Here is a 14,490-nt window from a genome sequence, read left to right on the forward strand (position 1 = left end):
GCGGGGTAGATGTTGCAAAAACCGCAAAATCCGCATTGCCAATCCTCCCGTTTGGCGGCAGGGCTTTTCACACTTCATGGCTTCCTTCGCGTTTTTTGACCTCGACCACACCCTGTTGCCGTTCGATACGCAAACGCTGTTTGCGAACTTCGTGCAACGTCGCGAACGCTGGCGGTCCGTCTACTTGTTGGGTTTCGTTCCGGTGGCGTTGCTGCGCGCGGTGAAGGTAGTGCCCACGGTGACGGCGAAACGCGCGTTCATGGGTTACTTGTGGGGGATGAAGCGCGAAACCATGCAGGCGATGGCGAGGGAGTTTGCGGAGACCGAAGTGAAACGCTGGATCTATCCCGAGTTGCTGAAGATCATTGAGGAGCATCGCGCTGCGGGCCGAACCTTGATCCTGAACTCGGCCAGCCCGGATTTTTATCCCCACGAAATCGCACGCGTGTTGGGATTCGACCACTGCATCGCCACCCGTATTGAAGCGCACCCGGTGCTTCCTTTCATGCCTCAGGTCATCGGCACCAACAACAAACGCGAGGCCAAAATCAGTGCGATGAAACGCGACATTCCCGTGGTCGCCAACGCCACCGCCGAGGAGCTGGCGGATTCGTGGGCTTACTCGGACAGCTCCGCCGATCTCCCTCTGCTGGAGTTTGCCGGGAATGCGGTATTGGTGCATCCGTCTGCCTCGCTCGAAGCCATTGGCAAAGAACGGGGCTGGCCGGTGCTTCGGCCCGAGCGGCCCTATGGCGGAAAGTTCGGCGACATGTTTGCCGCCGGCCGCCAGGTGTTGGGAATTTATGGCCGCTGAAGCGGGCGGGAAAAAGTAGAAGGGACGTCCCGTCCCTTGTCGTTTGAGTTCGGCAAGGCTCGGGACGAGCCTTCTACTTTCTAACAGTGCGCGAGGTTATTTTTTGCCCTTGGTAACGGCTGCGGAGAACCAGTCGCCTCCACCCATTCCACCACCGCCGCCGCCGCTGTTGGAATTGTTGCGGGAGCCACCACCACCGCCACCGAATGAGCGGTTGCCACCGCCACCACCAGCCTGGGCAGGTCGGGCACCACCAGGTTGACCGCGTTTTTCAAAGTCAGGATTAGCCTTCATCGAAAGGGCGATGCGTTTGCGCTGGAGATCGACCTCCACCACGGTCACCTGCACGCGCTGCTGCACTTTCACCACCTCGCTGGCGTCTTTGATGAAGTGATCGGCGAGCTGGCTGACATGGACCAATCCATCCTGATGCACGCCGATGTCCACGAACGCTCCGAAGGCGGTGACGTTGGTGACAATGCCGGGGAGCTTCATGCCCACCTGCAAATCTTCCGGCTTCTCGACGCCTTCCTGGAACTTGAAGATCTCAAACTGCTTGCGTGGGTCACGACCCGGCTTGGCCAGCTCGTTGACAATGTCCTGCAAGGTCGGCAAACCGACGGTTTCGCTGACGTATTTTTTGAGATCGATGCGCTTGCGAACGTCTTCTTTACCGAGGAGGGCAGCGATGTCGCTGGAGAGGTCACGCGCCATTATCTTCACCAGATCATAACGCTCTGGATGCACGGCACTGGAGTCCAGGGGGTTTTCCGCCCCGCGAATGCGCAGGAATCCGGCGGCTTGTTCAAACGCTTTGTCGCCGAGTCTTGGGACTTTTTTGAGTTCCGCGCGTGATTTGAACGGACCGTTTTCGTTGCGATAACTGACGATGTTGGCGGCAAGGGTGCTGTTGAGTCCGGCAACGTAGGAGAGCAGTTGTTTGCTGGCGGTATTGACCTCAACCCCCACGGCGTTCACGCTGCTTTGCACGGTGTCGTCGAGACTGTCTTTGAGCAGATTTTGATCAACATCATGCTGATACTGACCGACTCCGATGGACTTGGGATCGATTTTGACCAGTTCGGCAAGCGGGTCCATGAGACGTCGCGCAATGGAGACGGAACCGCGCACGGTGATGTCGTGATCGGGAAATTCTTCTCGGGCCACGTCGCTGGCACTGTAAATGGAGGCACCACTCTCATTCACCATGACGACCGAAACGTGGCTCGGCAGTCCGATACGATTGAAGAACATCTCTGTTTCGCGGCTCGCGGTGCCGTTGCCAATAGCGACGGCTTCAATCTTGAAGCGGTCGACAAGGGCGAGGATGAGGGCCTTGGCTTTGAGCAGGTTGTTGCCTTCGCCGAGAAGATAAATGACATCGTTGTGCAGCAGTTTTCCCTGGGCGTCGAGACAGGTGATTTTGCAACCGGTGCGGAAGCCGGGGTCAACGCCCATCACGCGCTTCTGGCCGAGGGGCGCGGCGAGAAGGAGCTCGCGAAGGTTGTCGGCAAACACCCGGACAGCTTCGGCGTCGGCTTTCTTTTTGTTTTCCAGACGCGCTTCGGTCTCCATGCTGGGCTGAAGCAGGCGTTTGTAGCCATCGTGAACGGCTTCGACGATCTGTTTGCTGGCGGCGCTGTTGCCTTTGACGAACAGGTTTTCGAGAAGTCGGAGCGCGTCGGCTTCCGGCGCGGTGATGCGCATGATGATGAATCCTTCCTTCTCGCCGCGGCGCATGGCGAGCATGCGGTGGGACGGGCAGTTTTTAAGGGGTTCGCTCCAGTCGAAATAGTCACGGAACTTGGCGGCTTCCTGGTCCTCTTCCTTGCCGAACATGACCTTGGAAGAAACGGTGCCTTGCTCGGCAATGAGCTTGCGGATGGCGGCGCGGGCATCGGCATGATCGCTGACCCGCTCGGCAATGATGTCGCGGGCACCGGCGAGGGCTTCATCGGCGGTAGCAACCTGTTGCTCGGCTTCGCCGTCGGTTTTGATGTAGCTGACGGCTTCCGTTTGCGGATTGGCAGCGGTGTTGGTCTGGTTCGCTTCCAGCCAGTCGGCCAATGGCTCCAGGCCTTTTTCTTTGGCAATGGTGGCGCGGGTGCGACGTTTCGGACGGAACGGGGCGAAGATGTCTTCTAGTGCGGTGATGGTCTCGGCCGCGAGGATTTTGGCCTTGAGGAGATCGGTGAGCAGCTTGCGCTCGTCGAGGGATTTGAGGATGGCTTCGCGGCGGTCATCCAACTGGGCGAGACGCAGCATGCCGTCGCGGATTCCGGTGATGGCGACTTCATCGAGCATTCCGGTGGCCTCCTTTCGATAGCGGGCGATGAAGGGCACGGTGCCGCCTCCGGCGATCAGTTCGGCAGTGGCGGCGACTTGGGCGACCTTGATGTTGAGTTCGCGGGCGAGCGTTTGGAGGTGTTCGGGTTTCATGCGGGAGGTGACCGTTGGCGATGTGGGGAAAAGGGGCAAGCGAAAGTCGCAGGGGGGTGTTTTTTAGCTTGAAATCGCTCAGCAGGGCGTTGCTTCAAATCGAACTGCTTGGAGATTGCCTTGTCCAATCAGTAGCCGGATACTTTCCCCTAGGGTTTGGCTTTACGTGGGCGTTGAATGACATGAAAAACCTGTTTTGGATGAGCTTTCTGGCGGTCGCGCTTTTTGCGTGGAGCTACCGTCGCGAAGTCTCACCGCCCTGCCTGACCTGCATCCCGATGCCTGAGTTTGAATTTCGACCCGAAATGCTTGATTCCCTGCCGAAACATCCGCTTCCACCCGAACCGGGCGCCTGGCAGAGCCTTGAGCCTGAGCAACGGCTGAAGGACGTTCACGAGCGCGTGAAGCCGGTTCTGGCCACTGAGCTAGAGGCGGAAGGTTCCAGTTTGGGCACGCCGGTGTTTCTGCGCGTGTTTAAGGAATCCCGCGAAATGGAGTTGTGGATGAAAGTGAGTTCCGACTGGACGCGATTTCGGAACTATCGCATCGCCGCGATGTCTGGTGAACTGGGTCCTAAACTGAAGGAAGGCGACCGTCAGGCTCCCGAGGGGTTTTATGCGGTGAGGGCATCCGCGCTGAATCCGCGCAGTGCATTCCACCTGTCTTTTGACATTGGATATCCCAACGCCTACGACCGATTTCATGACCGCACCGGGACCCACATCATGGTGCATGGCAATGAGGTGAGCCTCGGATGTTTTGCGATGACTGATCCGATGGTGGAGGAAATTTATCTGCTGGTCTCGGAGGCGTTGAAAGCCGGGCAAAAAGAGGTGCCGGTGCATGTGTTTCCATTTCGGATGACGGAGCAACGGATGCTGGCTGCGGGAGGGCATTCATCGCGGGAGTTCTGGGAGAATCTGCGCGAGGGCTACGAACTTTTTGATCGCGACCGTGAAGTGCCGGTGATGGGGGTGAAAGACGGTCGGTATGTGGTGGAAAAGTGACCATCCCCGGATCCCGATGGTCATCGGTTACAAAGGAACGATGAGGCCTTCCGCCTCGGCGAGCTTTTTCTGATTGTGGTCGAAGGTGAGGAAGTGCGTGGCTTTCAGCTTGAGTGCTCCTGCCACATGAAGGATGTCAAAACCGCGATGGCCGCCCAATAGCGTGCGCATCGCAGAAAGACGATCAGCCACTTCCACCACGTCAGCCAGATTGCAGTTTTCGACGATCAAGCGCCCTTGTGAGATGGCGACTTCAAATCGCGTCCGATGCTGCAAAGCTTCTCCTGATTTGAGGACCTTGCGGAATTCGGCAAATCGAAGCGCATTGCCAAATTCAAACTGCGTCAAAGTGGTCAGACGTAGTGGCACAGCAATGGTGGATATGAAAGACACCGCACGCTCGCTGTGTCGATCGGATCCATACAGCGAAAAGAGAAAGCTGGTGTCACATGCGATTACCATTTGCCCGATGCTTCCGCGAGGATGGCTGCCGATTCTTGAGCGGTCAACATGGTCTCCCCGCTGCGATCGCGCAATACTTCCGGACTCTGAGACCAGTCGACGGTCGCCGGGCTGGCCGGAGGCTCGGGGATGAGGCGGGCGATGGGTTTACCGCGCTGGGTAATGATGATTTCTTCGCCAGCGCCAATCCAGCTCAACAAGCTGGTGTAGCGATTTCTCAGGTCGCGGACGGTGGCGGTTTTCATTGTGCTACATGATCGTAGCACATCGTGGATACGTCAAGAGCGGGGAGAAATTAGAAGGGCCGTCCCGGCCCTTGGCGTGGAATGAAAGGCTCGGGACGAACCTTCTACTTTCACTTTTTGCGCAGGACTCGCACGCGATGGGCTTCGCTGTCGCCGATGTAAATGGCTCCATCCGTATCGACAAAGATGCCGTGAAGTCGGGCCATTTTGCATTGTAATGGGTCGCCAACAGGGCCATCGCCTTTTTCGCCGGTGCCGACAATGAGCTCAAGGTTGCCGGTTTTGGCGTCCACCATGCGCACGGTATGGCTTTCCGTGTCAGCAAGCCAGATGTTGCCGTCGGCGTCGATGGCGATGCCTTTGGGTCCTTTCAATGTCGCCTCCTTTGCGGGACCCCCGTTTCCGGTGAAGCCGCTTTTTCCGGTGCCGGCGATGTGATGAATCTTCCCGGCGGCAAGGTCGAATTTAAAAACCTGATTGCCTTCGCGGGTGGCGAGCCAGAGATGGCCGTCCTTGTCGAAGTCAAGGGTGCGCGGGCCTTTGAGGGGCGTGCCCTTGATGGGTGATCCGTCAGGCGTGGGTCCCGGCGCTCCGGTGCCGGCAAAGGTTTCAATGTTGCCGGTTTCCATGTCGATCTTGCGAATGACGTGATTGCCGATGTCGCAGATGTAAAGGTCGCCGTCAGGGCCGAACTGAATGCTGTGGGGCTGTTTAAACTGGGCGTCTTTGGCGGGGCCACCATCGCCGCTGTAACCGGGTTTTCCAGTGCCGGCAATGGTGGAGATGATGCCGGTTTTCATGTCGACCTTGCGAACGCAATGGTTGGTCATGTCGACGATGTAAAGATCGCCATTTTTGTCGAAGCGAATTTCGTGGGGCAGGTTGAGTGACGCCTCCAGAGCGGGACCGCCATCGCCACTGTAGCCTTTTTTGCCATTGCCGACGATGGTTTGGATGGTGCCATCAGGGTTGATCTTGCGCACCCGCTGACCGCCGTATTCACAAAACCAAAGGGCACCATCGGGACCGCGAACGACACCAAAGGGATCGTCAATATCGGCTTGCGTGGCTGGACCGCCATCACCACTAAATCCTTTTTTACCGGTGCCTGCCACGTTGTCGATGGTCCATTCTGCCGCGCTGAGAGGGAGGGCAATGGAGAGGATCAGGGGAAGCAAAAGAATAGGGCGCATGGTGAATTGGAAGAGGGAAAAGGTTACGGTCGGACAAGGAAGGAACTGGCGAATTTCTTTGCGGTTCACCCCATTTTTTGCCGGATGCCGTGGTGCAGCAAGTCCAAAAATCGCAACCGCTGGTTGCGCAATGCACGGTTTCGGTGATCATAAATGCCCGGTTAGTTTATTCGATTTCATTCCATTGTTATGGCAGACGACCAGTCCAACGATCTTTGGCGCGGCCTCAGCAGCGTCGCACGCGCGGCCCTGCAGACCCGCGATTACAGCGACAGTTCACTGGCCGCCCGGCTGCATCAGACGGGGAGAGTGGAAGCCCGCGAACTGGTTGGAGGCGTTCCTCCAGAAGTGGGGATTCCCGGCGTGGAAGTGTTCCAGCGCCGCATTTTTCATCAGCGTTATCGCGGTTATTTTGGCGAGTTCGCGCGTGAGGGCGAGTCGGTGCTTGGCAAGATCGGCATGTGGCCAAAACAATGGGCCACCGCCAAGATGTTCGCCGGCACCAGCAAGGGGTTTCATATCCATCCGCCTGCCATTCCTGCAGACATTGCGCCGGAAGACTGGTTCAAGCGATTGTTTGTGGATGAACCCACCAACTACGGTCTGCGGCCTTATGACGACGAGCAGTGGGACGTGATGTTCTTCATTCAGGGCATTTGCGAAATGTTCCTCATCGACGAACGCGCCGGCATGCCCCGCAAGAAAATGCGCTTCATCATCGAAGGCGATGACCTGCGTGGCGACAACAACGTTGGCGTGGTGATTCCCGCCGGGGTTGCCCACGCGATCCGCAGCGCGAGTTCGCAGGATTTGATCATGGTGTATGGCACCAGCACCAAGTTCCTGCCCGAGAACGAAGGCCGCATCGAACACGCCATCGAAACCCCCGAAACCCCCGCCGACTGGGAGAAGTTCTGGGATCTCGTGTAATCGATTTAAAACGACATCCAAGCCATGCCGACGCCAACCCTCGCTGCGTTTCCAAAACTTGAACAAGATTACCCGCGTGAAGTCATCGAGCGCGTGTGGCAGTCCGCGCAAACCGTGACTGGCAATGATCCGGATTTGTGGCGCAAGGACGAACGCGGAGCCTGGATCCACCGCGCGTCCTACCGGGATCGGCACAACGAGTTTGGCTGGGAGATCGCCGACTGTGCTTTTACCCAAGGCAGTTTTGGCATCGCCGCATTGCGTGCGATGCAGTGGCAGAATCATCTGGATTTTTTGATGGCATCAAGGCAAAGCGTGGTCACTGCGGACGGACTCCGCAATGCCCGGCGCTTGCTTTAGGAGAGGCTAAATCGAGAATGTGTCCACTGGCGGAGAAACCGTTGCGTGGCCTGCACGTCCAGACCGGGTGACTCCATCTCCATTTGGCGTATTCGTCTGATGTAGCGTTATTTGGAAACTCTGATCACAAAGGGGAGTTGAACAGGCACGTCGCAATCATCGAGCGCCTTCCCCTCATGAAACACCCCACCCCCACGCGTTCCATTTCCGTAACCATCTTGATCGTGCTTGCGTCGCTCGCGGCTTTTCAAAGGCCCTGTATCGCCCACCCTTGGAAGGCAGATCACGACCACCACCATCATGATCACAATCATAATCATCGCCACCCGACTATTCCCAGCCATTCCTCCACCACCATCAGTCCAACTCGAGTGGTTTCACAAGCTCCCGCACTGGCAATCGCCGCCGCCGTTGTCGCCAATGCCGCCAACGCACCGGCCACGGCCAAATCTTTCCTTCTCTTCCCCAATCTCGAACTCAAATTCGACCGGGACCATTTGTATGTAGGTTCCAACGGGCTTCCCGCCCATCCCATGATGATCGGCATCACCAACTGGCAGCAGCAGGTCCCTCTTCCGCAAAACTACACCGGCGACAATGCCTGGCGCATCCCCCTCAACCCGATTCCAGCCGCGAGCCCTGCGATGATCGACGATCGCTTCTTGCGTGGTGCCATCGCCCTTGCTGTCAATGGCATCCCCATCTTCAATCCGCAGAACAACCGCGGCGAAATCTCCTATGAAATCGGTGAACTCGATCAATGGGGTGGCCATTGCGGTCGGGCTGATGACTACCACTATCATATCGCGCCGCTCCATCTGCAAAACACCGTGGGCAAAGGCAGGCCCATCGCCTTTGCCCTCGACGGCTATCCCATCTATGGCCTCACCGAGCCCGACGGCTCAGCCGTCCGGAACCTTGACGCCTGCAACGGCCATCATCAGCCGGGCTTGGGCTACCATTACCATGCCTCCAACCAGTATCCCTACGTCATTGGTGGCTTCCACGGTCAGATCAACGAGGTGGAAGGCCAGGTCGATCCCCAGCCCCGCGCCCAACCGGTGCGCCCAGCCGCCACCCCTTTGCGCGGTGCCAAAATCACCAAGTTCGAAGCCATCAATCCCACCACCTACAAGCTCAGCTATACCCTCGGAGCCGACCAACACTCGATCAGCTACACCATCAAACCCGACAACGTCTACGAGTTCACCTACGACAACAGCACGGCTGGCACCACCACCGAAAGTTACACCCCTCGTCCCCGAGGCCAGGACCGGAATCGACCTCCAAGACGCGACGCCGGGACACGCCCACCGCGCCCGACACCTTCTTCCCCTAAGCCCACCAACTGACGGAGCAGGCAACCCTTCTCCCGCAAGCCATGAACATTCGCCCACCTGGTTCCCTTGATTCGCCGCTCCTGCTGCTTCTCACGTCATTAATGTTGCTCTCGGTCGCTCCGCTTCACGCCTCCGTCCCACTCACCAAGAAGCCCAACTTCATTGTCATCCTCGCCGAAGCTCAAGGATGGGCCTCCATGTCCAGTCCTCAGGACGACCGCCATCCCGAAGCCTCCACCAGCTCCATCATCCGCACTCCCCATCTCGATGCCCTCGCGAAACGCGGCATGCGCTTTTCCGACTTCTATGCCGCCTCCCCGCGATGCACGCCCACCCGCGCCGCGTTGTTCACCGGTCGCAGCCCCGCCAGCCTCCACATGACCTTTGTCCATGAAGGCAGAAAAGCCCCCGTCGTTCATCCCAGCCAAAAAACCATCGGTCCGATCTCCATCACCCAACTCCCCACTGACATTCCCACCATCGGCAGCCTTCTCCAGCAACAAGGCTACACCACCGCCCACTTTGGAAAATGGCACTGTGGCCGAACCCAGCCCTCCCAACACGGATTTGAACATCACGACGGACCCAACGGCAACGGCGGTCCCGACAACGTCGAAGATCCCAACCCCAAACAGGCCTACGCCATCGCCGAAAAAGGCATCCAATTCATCACCGCGCAGTCAGCATCCGGACAACCTTTCTACCTGCAACTCTCCCAATACCCCTCGCGCGGACCCGTCACCGCCCGACTGGACACCATCGAATCCGTCAAAAAACGCCTCGGCACGCGGATTGGATACCAGCGCATTGGCATCGCCGCCGGAGCCGAAGAAATCGACAAAACCCTCGGCCTCCTCTTCGCCAAACTGGCGCAGCTCAACCTTCTCGACAACACCTACCTCATTTACACTTCCGATCACGGTGCCCAGGGCATCAACGCCAACGGCGGGCTCTCCCAAGGCAAAGGCAGCGTCTGGGAAGGCGGTCTGCGTGTCCCCCTCATCATCGCCGGGCCCGGCATTTCACCCAACTCTTTCACCCATGTTCGGGCCAGCACCGTTGACCTGCTTCCCACCGTTCTCCACCTCGCCGGTGCCACCAGAAGCCAGCTCCCGACCCACCTTGAAGGAACCAGCCTCGCTTCGACCCTTCTGAATAATCCGACTCCCAGCGCCATCCGCCAACATGAAGAGTTCGTGGTGCATTTTCCTCATCACGACAAAGACCCGCTGGGACCCGCCAGCGCCATCTACTCAGGCAAATACAAGCTCATCCATTTCTACGAAACGGGCGACCTCAAACTCTTCGATCTCAGCACTGATGTGGCCGAGCAGACCGATGTCGGCCCTCAGCAGTCCGAAATGGTTCAGCGCCTCCACCGACTCCTCACCGACCATCTCGCCTCGGTCCAGGCCGCCATGCCCACTGCCAATCCCGACTATGATTATGATTCCGGCAACTCCGTTATTGGCCCGGGTAGATAGCGATCCAAATAAGGCGGCGGCTCTGCCATACAGCCAAACGTTTACCGACGGCAATTGAGGTCCCAACGGCGCATGAGAAACGGCGTCCCTCCGATTCTCCATGAACGCGAAGATTTTTTCCGAAAAAGGTGAGGCGATCTGCTTTTGAGGATGTGGACGCCATGCCTTGAGATGCGCGTGCGCAATGCGGTGAGCCAGTGTTTGCGGGAGTATGGCAGCCTTGGAGCAGTCTTGGTCACCGATCATCTGAATGAGCCGATGGGTGATGATGAAGCGAGGTGACCCGAGGCATTGAAAATGAGCGCGCAGCTTGAGAGAGGGGAAGGCTGAAGCGTTCAAGCCCATCCACAGGGTGTTGACGCGCCATCTTGGGGAACTGGAGGCTTATTGAAAAGGTGGATCGCGAGGATCGGTTGATAGATCAAGATGGCTAGCTAGCCATGAATTGAGTCGGCTTGAATGGGTCGGCAACTCAGTCGGATATTGACGCAAAAAGACCACCGCTTGATGCCTTCGTTGGCAACCGAAGCGATGGTCCGAGTCCAGGTAACGGCGACAAACGCTTATGATTATTGTTCGGCGGCTTCTCTGAGCTCTTCACGGCGTTCCGCTTCGATTTCAGCGGCTTCGGCGGCGGCTTCCTGCTCTTCTTCGGTCATTTGACGAGTCGTCGTCGTCGTGGTCTTTTCCCTCTCAACGGCAGGAACGGGGACTGCTGGGACCGGGACTGGAGCAGGGGCAGGAGCGGCGGTGGTGGCGGTGGTTTGAACCACGATGCGCGATGCTACGATCTGATCGCCCATGGTGGTGTAATGAACTTCAGCGGGAACTCCGGCCTGGATGGCGTCGATCATCATCGGACGTCCGGTCTGGTCGACCACGATGGTTTTTTCGGTGACGCTGTAACTCACGGGATTGGGATCGGTTTTGGTGGTCACCACCACCGTTTTGGAAGCAGGAGTGTATTGGGTGATGGAGCCTCGGGTGACCGTGGCCTGGGTTTGACCCGTGGCTGCGGTTTCTGTGACCACTTGTTGTTGCTCGGTCACCACGGATTGGGCTGGCGCATGTGGAGAAGCAGCAAGGAGCAGCGTCGCCGCCAGGGAGCCTCCGAGGTAATGATTGATGTTTTTCATAGATTTGGGTTTCTTTTGTTTTTGTTTTTCTTGATCGCCATCCTGCGCTTGAAAAGACCAGCGCCCGGTTGACGGAAATGGGTTTTTGCACACTCCTTCAACATTCGGAGTGCAGGTCACAGTAGGACGTGTGAATGCCGACCCTTACTCAATGGCCCAGCACCCACTACCCGTTGCTCAGGGTGATTCCTGAGAATTTCACTGGTTCTCAAGGCACACTGTTCAGGGCGTTTTTTCCGCCTCTGCCAATAGCAGCGATGCAATCTCCCAATCATACCACTTGGGGAAGATCGCCTTTTCCTCGTTGGTGTTGTCGACCCGCGGTTTTCTGATGATGGAACGAGCCGACTCCAGCCCGGCTTTTGATTCCTCAAGGTTTCCAAGCTCTCGGTGTGAAACCGCCATCAGAACGCGGAGGGCGGCAGCGCAGATTTCCCGAATGTTGGGAGAGAAAATGGTTCGCTGACCGATCTCGATGACCTTGGCAAAGTTACCTTTGCGGTAGTAATAGAGAGATAGTGACAGTCCTTCCCACGCCGGAAAAGGTCCTTCAACATACTCGTTGATTTGTTTCTCACACAAGGCAGCCGCCCCTTCCAACTGCTGCAACATCTGGGGCGATGCTTTGGTGATGAGGCAGGCTTTCAGAATGTGCTCCGCTTGTAGAGAGTCAGATACCGGCAAATGGCGCGCCAGAGTCTCTTGCCGAAACTTTTCGTATCCAATATTGTCTCCGAGTTTTAACAGTGCCGGAGCCGTTACCAGAAGGTCAGTTCCACGAAGAATTTCTTCAGCGCGATTCATTTTTGTGGCCTGCGCCATGAGCCGATAACATTCCACCGCTTCTGACCATCGATCATAAGTGGCATACCAGTTACCAAGCGTCCTGAAAACCGACGAGGCTTCTTTGGAAGGTTCAATGGAGACCAGCGGGTTTAGCTGCAACAACTCATCCGCCTCACTTACTTTGCCTTCCCCAAGCAGGAAGGCGGCGTAGGAAACATTCGCTCTTGATTGAGCCTGACGTCGCAAGCGCAATTCCTGATCGCGCGATCTTTCGGCTTCAAGGCTCAAGCGCTCCTGCTCCTTAAGTGCCGCTTTCTCGCGGAGATACAAAGTGGTGGAGGTTCCAAATCCGAACAGGATGGAAAGGATGGCGGCTAGTGCGGAAAAGAACGGCACGCGATTGCGCCGGACAAACTTCGTGAAGGTGTAGAGGCCGTTGGGTTTGCGGGCCGCCACGGGTTTGTTGTCGAGATGCCTCTTCAGATCCAGCATGAGGGCATTGGCCGTCTCATATCGCGCATTGCGATCTTTATCGAGCGCCTTCATCACGATCCAATCAAGATCTCCTTTGATGCTGGAAAGCAATCGAACGGGATCGGTGCCGCGCGCATCCGCGATGGCCTGCGCTTCGCTCGCGCTGAATTCACCAAGACGCGTGGATGGTTTGAGATACTGATTGTCCAGGATCGCTTTGCGAATGCCGGACATGCCGGAGTTCGGCAGCTTGTGAAAATCCAATGGAGTGGCGGAAGTCAGCAGTTCATAAAACAACACGCCAAGGCTGTAAACATCGCTGCGGGTGTCGATGTCGATGCCGATCATCTCCACCTGCTCCGGACTCATGTAGGCGGGGGTTCCGATGAACTGATCATGCCCCGTGATCAAAGGTTGCACCTTGTAGTCGGCCACCACTGCTTTCGCGATGCTGAAATCAATCACCTTGGTCACGCGCTGGTTGCCTGAACCACCGACCAGCACGTTGGATGGTTTGATGTCGCGGTGAATGATTCGTTTGGAATGCGCGTGCTGGATGGCGTCGCAGACCTGGATGAAAAGTTCGATGCGCTGCCTGATATCGAGTTTGTTCTCATCGCAGTAGCGGGTGATGGGGATTCCCTCAACGAGTTCCAACACGAAATAGGGGTTGCCATTGTGAAAGCCGCCCACATCCAGGACCTTGGCGATGTTGGGGTGATCCATGATCGCGAGCGCCTGACGTTCGATGTCAAATCGAGCTTTCGCCAGAACGCTTTCGGTATCGAGATGGAAGATCTTGAGGGCGACCCGCCGCTTCACGGGATGGGCCTGTTCCGCTTCATAGACGTTGCCGCTTCCTCCAGAGCCAAGACAGCGAAGCAGACGGTAGTCTCCGATCGTCGCTCCTAGCTCAACCGTGGTTGAAGGGTCGTCAGCAACGGCCGGTCGCTGCGGAAGTTCTCCAACCAGCCCGCCTGCCAGTTGGTCACGAGCCTCGCGCGCTTCCAGAAAAAATGACGTGGCTTCTCCTGCCGATTCCAGAAGCCTTTCCATGCGATCCTGACCTTTGGGATCATCCTTGAAGGTGCGCTTTAGAAATTCCTGACGCAGGCTTTCATCTTCGAGAGAAAGGGCGGTCTCAAAAATTAAAGTATCGACTTCCTGATTCAGCGAACTTTCCATGGATCGGTCTGATGGTGGCCAAGATCGTCGCGGATGATCTGAAACAATTTGGCTTTGGCGAAGGTCCACTGCCTTTCGATGGTGCGCACGCTTTGCTTCATCACCGAAGCGATTTCCGCGCTCGTGCAGCCGCTAAAAAATTTGAGGGTTACGATCTCCGCCGCATCCGGGTCTTCCACTTCCAATTGTTTCAATGCCTCCTCAATGAGCAGGAGATAATCCTGATCGGTCTGTGGATCACTTAGTGCAGTGACAACTTGCTCGGTAAGTTGACGTTTCGCGGTCGCCCTGGCTCTGGCACGGTCCACCAGAATGCGCCGCATCGCCTCCGCCGCTGCTCCAAAGAAGTGGGCCTGACTATCCCAATCCGTATTGGCTCTGTCCAAGCGCAACCAGGCTTCATGCACCAGTGCCGTAGGTTGCAAGGTTTGCATGCCGGGCTCATAAGACATCTTGGATGCTGCCAGCCGTCGCAGCTTTTCATACAGGATGGGCATCAACTCATTGGATGGCAGACTCTTCCCAGGCTCCAGGCTGTCAAAACTCTCAGACCCGTTGATGCCGGTCAGGTCAGTGTTGTCAGCCTGGTGAGTGTTTCTCATTGAAAATGAATGGGGTGCGCTGCTCAAAGAATG

13 protein-coding genes are annotated in these 14,490 nt (G+C 57.1%); 6 read left to right on the forward strand and 7 right to left on the reverse strand.

Translation table 11 applies throughout. The annotated features are described in order from the left end of the window. Nucleotides 1–76: 76 nt before the first annotated feature. A complete protein-coding gene (locus FEM03_RS00695) occupies nucleotides 77–814 on the forward strand; it encodes an HAD family hydrolase (RefSeq protein WP_138084251.1) in 738 nt (245 codons plus the stop codon). A 96-nt stretch (nucleotides 815–910) separates the two neighbouring features. Here FEM03_RS00695 and FEM03_RS00700 read toward each other — a convergent pair whose 3' ends face one another. Further along, nucleotides 911–3,253, reverse strand: coding sequence for a Tex family protein (locus FEM03_RS00700; RefSeq protein ID WP_138084252.1), 2,343 nt, complete (start codon nucleotides 3,251–3,253; stop codon nucleotides 911–913). 182 nt (nucleotides 3,254–3,435) lie between these two features. Here FEM03_RS00700 and FEM03_RS00705 point away from each other — a divergent pair, with 182 nt between their 5' ends. Then, nucleotides 3,436–4,260, forward strand: coding sequence for a L,D-transpeptidase family protein (locus tag FEM03_RS00705; protein WP_240772625.1), 825 nt, complete (start codon nucleotides 3,436–3,438; stop codon nucleotides 4,258–4,260). Between the two features lie 27 nt (nucleotides 4,261–4,287). Here the strand turns inward: FEM03_RS00705 and FEM03_RS00710 are convergent, their stop codons facing one another. From FEM03_RS00710 to FEM03_RS00720, 3 genes are all read right to left on the reverse strand, one after another. Then, nucleotides 4,288–4,722, reverse strand: a complete 435-nt coding sequence (locus tag FEM03_RS00710) for a PIN domain-containing protein (protein ID WP_138084253.1) — start codon at nucleotides 4,720–4,722, stop codon at nucleotides 4,288–4,290. Continuing rightward, the gene (locus FEM03_RS00715) at nucleotides 4,716–4,967 is read right to left on the reverse strand and encodes a type II toxin-antitoxin system Phd/YefM family antitoxin (protein WP_138084254.1); all 252 of its coding nucleotides are present in this window, start codon (nucleotides 4,965–4,967) and stop codon (nucleotides 4,716–4,718) included. The genes FEM03_RS00710 and FEM03_RS00715 overlap by 7 nt, the downstream gene beginning before the upstream one ends. A gap of 110 nt (nucleotides 4,968–5,077) precedes the next feature. Next, the gene (locus FEM03_RS00720) at nucleotides 5,078–6,160 is read right to left on the reverse strand and encodes an NHL domain-containing protein (protein ID WP_138084255.1); all 1,083 of its coding nucleotides are present in this window, start codon (nucleotides 6,158–6,160) and stop codon (nucleotides 5,078–5,080) included. A 189-nt stretch (nucleotides 6,161–6,349) separates the two neighbouring features. Between FEM03_RS00720 and FEM03_RS00725 the strand changes: the two genes are divergently transcribed. The 4 genes from FEM03_RS00725 (at nucleotide 6,350) to FEM03_RS00740 (ending at nucleotide 10,274) form a co-directional block, all read left to right on the forward strand. Further along, the gene (locus tag FEM03_RS00725) at nucleotides 6,350–7,090 is read left to right on the forward strand and encodes a hypothetical protein (protein WP_138084256.1); all 741 of its coding nucleotides are present in this window, start codon (nucleotides 6,350–6,352) and stop codon (nucleotides 7,088–7,090) included. A gap of 24 nt (nucleotides 7,091–7,114) precedes the next feature. Further along, a complete protein-coding gene (locus FEM03_RS00730) occupies nucleotides 7,115–7,450 on the forward strand; it encodes a hypothetical protein (RefSeq protein ID WP_138084257.1) in 336 nt (111 codons plus the stop codon). Between the two features lie 371 nt (nucleotides 7,451–7,821). Next, the gene (locus FEM03_RS00735) at nucleotides 7,822–8,802 is read left to right on the forward strand and encodes a YHYH protein (RefSeq protein WP_206170783.1); all 981 of its coding nucleotides are present in this window, start codon (nucleotides 7,822–7,824) and stop codon (nucleotides 8,800–8,802) included. A gap of 29 nt (nucleotides 8,803–8,831) precedes the next feature. Continuing rightward, on the forward strand, nucleotides 8,832–10,274 hold the full coding sequence (locus FEM03_RS00740; RefSeq protein WP_138084259.1) for a sulfatase-like hydrolase/transferase: 1,443 nt from the start codon (nucleotides 8,832–8,834) through the stop codon (nucleotides 10,272–10,274). Between the two features lie 569 nt (nucleotides 10,275–10,843). On the opposite strand, the gene FEM03_RS00745 is transcribed toward FEM03_RS00740, so the two are convergent. The 3 genes from FEM03_RS00745 to FEM03_RS00755 all read right to left on the reverse strand — a co-directional run bounded on the left by FEM03_RS00745 (nucleotide 10,844) and on the right by FEM03_RS00755 (nucleotide 14,457). Beyond that, nucleotides 10,844–11,410 (reverse strand): hypothetical protein, encoded by a 567-nt coding sequence (locus tag FEM03_RS00745; protein ID WP_138084260.1) that lies wholly within the window; start codon nucleotides 11,408–11,410, stop codon nucleotides 10,844–10,846. Between the two features lie 222 nt (nucleotides 11,411–11,632). Then, nucleotides 11,633–13,855 carry a serine/threonine protein kinase gene (locus tag FEM03_RS00750; protein ID WP_138084261.1) on the reverse strand — a complete coding sequence of 741 codons (2,223 nt, stop codon included), beginning with the start codon at nucleotides 13,853–13,855 and terminating at the stop codon, nucleotides 11,633–11,635. Further along, nucleotides 13,840–14,457, reverse strand: a complete 618-nt coding sequence (locus FEM03_RS00755) for an ECF-type sigma factor (protein ID WP_138084262.1) — start codon at nucleotides 14,455–14,457, stop codon at nucleotides 13,840–13,842. The genes FEM03_RS00750 and FEM03_RS00755 overlap by 16 nt, the downstream gene beginning before the upstream one ends. Nucleotides 14,458–14,490 lie beyond the last annotated feature (33 nt).

This window comes from Phragmitibacter flavus, from assembly GCF_005780165.1.
Lineage (GTDB): Bacteria > Verrucomicrobiota > Verrucomicrobiia > Verrucomicrobiales > Verrucomicrobiaceae > Phragmitibacter > Phragmitibacter flavus.

Excerpts from the sequence above, each read along its gene's own strand:
- FEM03_RS00745 (WP_138084260.1), bottom strand. The coding sequence starts at position 11,410 with ATGAAAAACATCAATCATTACCTCGGAGGCTCCCTGGCGGCGACGCTG.
- FEM03_RS00750 (WP_138084261.1), bottom strand. The coding sequence starts at position 13,855 with ATGGAAAGTTCGCTGAATCAGGAAGTCGATACTTTAATTTTTGAGACC.
- FEM03_RS00725 (WP_138084256.1), top strand. The coding sequence starts at position 6,350 with ATGGCAGACGACCAGTCCAACGATCTTTGGCGCGGCCTCAGCAGCGTC.
- FEM03_RS00705 (WP_240772625.1), top strand. The coding sequence starts at position 3,436 with ATGAAAAACCTGTTTTGGATGAGCTTTCTGGCGGTCGCGCTTTTTGCG.
- FEM03_RS00700 (WP_138084252.1), bottom strand. The coding sequence starts at position 3,253 with ATGAAACCCGAACACCTCCAAACGCTCGCCCGCGAACTCAACATCAAG.
- FEM03_RS00720 (WP_138084255.1), bottom strand. The coding sequence starts at position 6,160 with ATGCGCCCTATTCTTTTGCTTCCCCTGATCCTCTCCATTGCCCTCCCT.
- FEM03_RS00715 (WP_138084254.1), bottom strand. The coding sequence starts at position 4,967 with ATGAAAACCGCCACCGTCCGCGACCTGAGAAATCGCTACACCAGCTTG.
- FEM03_RS00710 (WP_138084253.1), bottom strand. The coding sequence starts at position 4,722 with ATGGTAATCGCATGTGACACCAGCTTTCTCTTTTCGCTGTATGGATCC.
- FEM03_RS00755 (WP_138084262.1), bottom strand. The coding sequence starts at position 14,457 with ATGAGAAACACTCACCAGGCTGACAACACTGACCTGACCGGCATCAAC.
- FEM03_RS00695 (WP_138084251.1), top strand. The coding sequence starts at position 77 with ATGGCTTCCTTCGCGTTTTTTGACCTCGACCACACCCTGTTGCCGTTC.
- FEM03_RS00730 (WP_138084257.1), top strand. The coding sequence starts at position 7,115 with ATGCCGACGCCAACCCTCGCTGCGTTTCCAAAACTTGAACAAGATTAC.
- FEM03_RS00740 (WP_138084259.1), top strand. The coding sequence starts at position 8,832 with ATGAACATTCGCCCACCTGGTTCCCTTGATTCGCCGCTCCTGCTGCTT.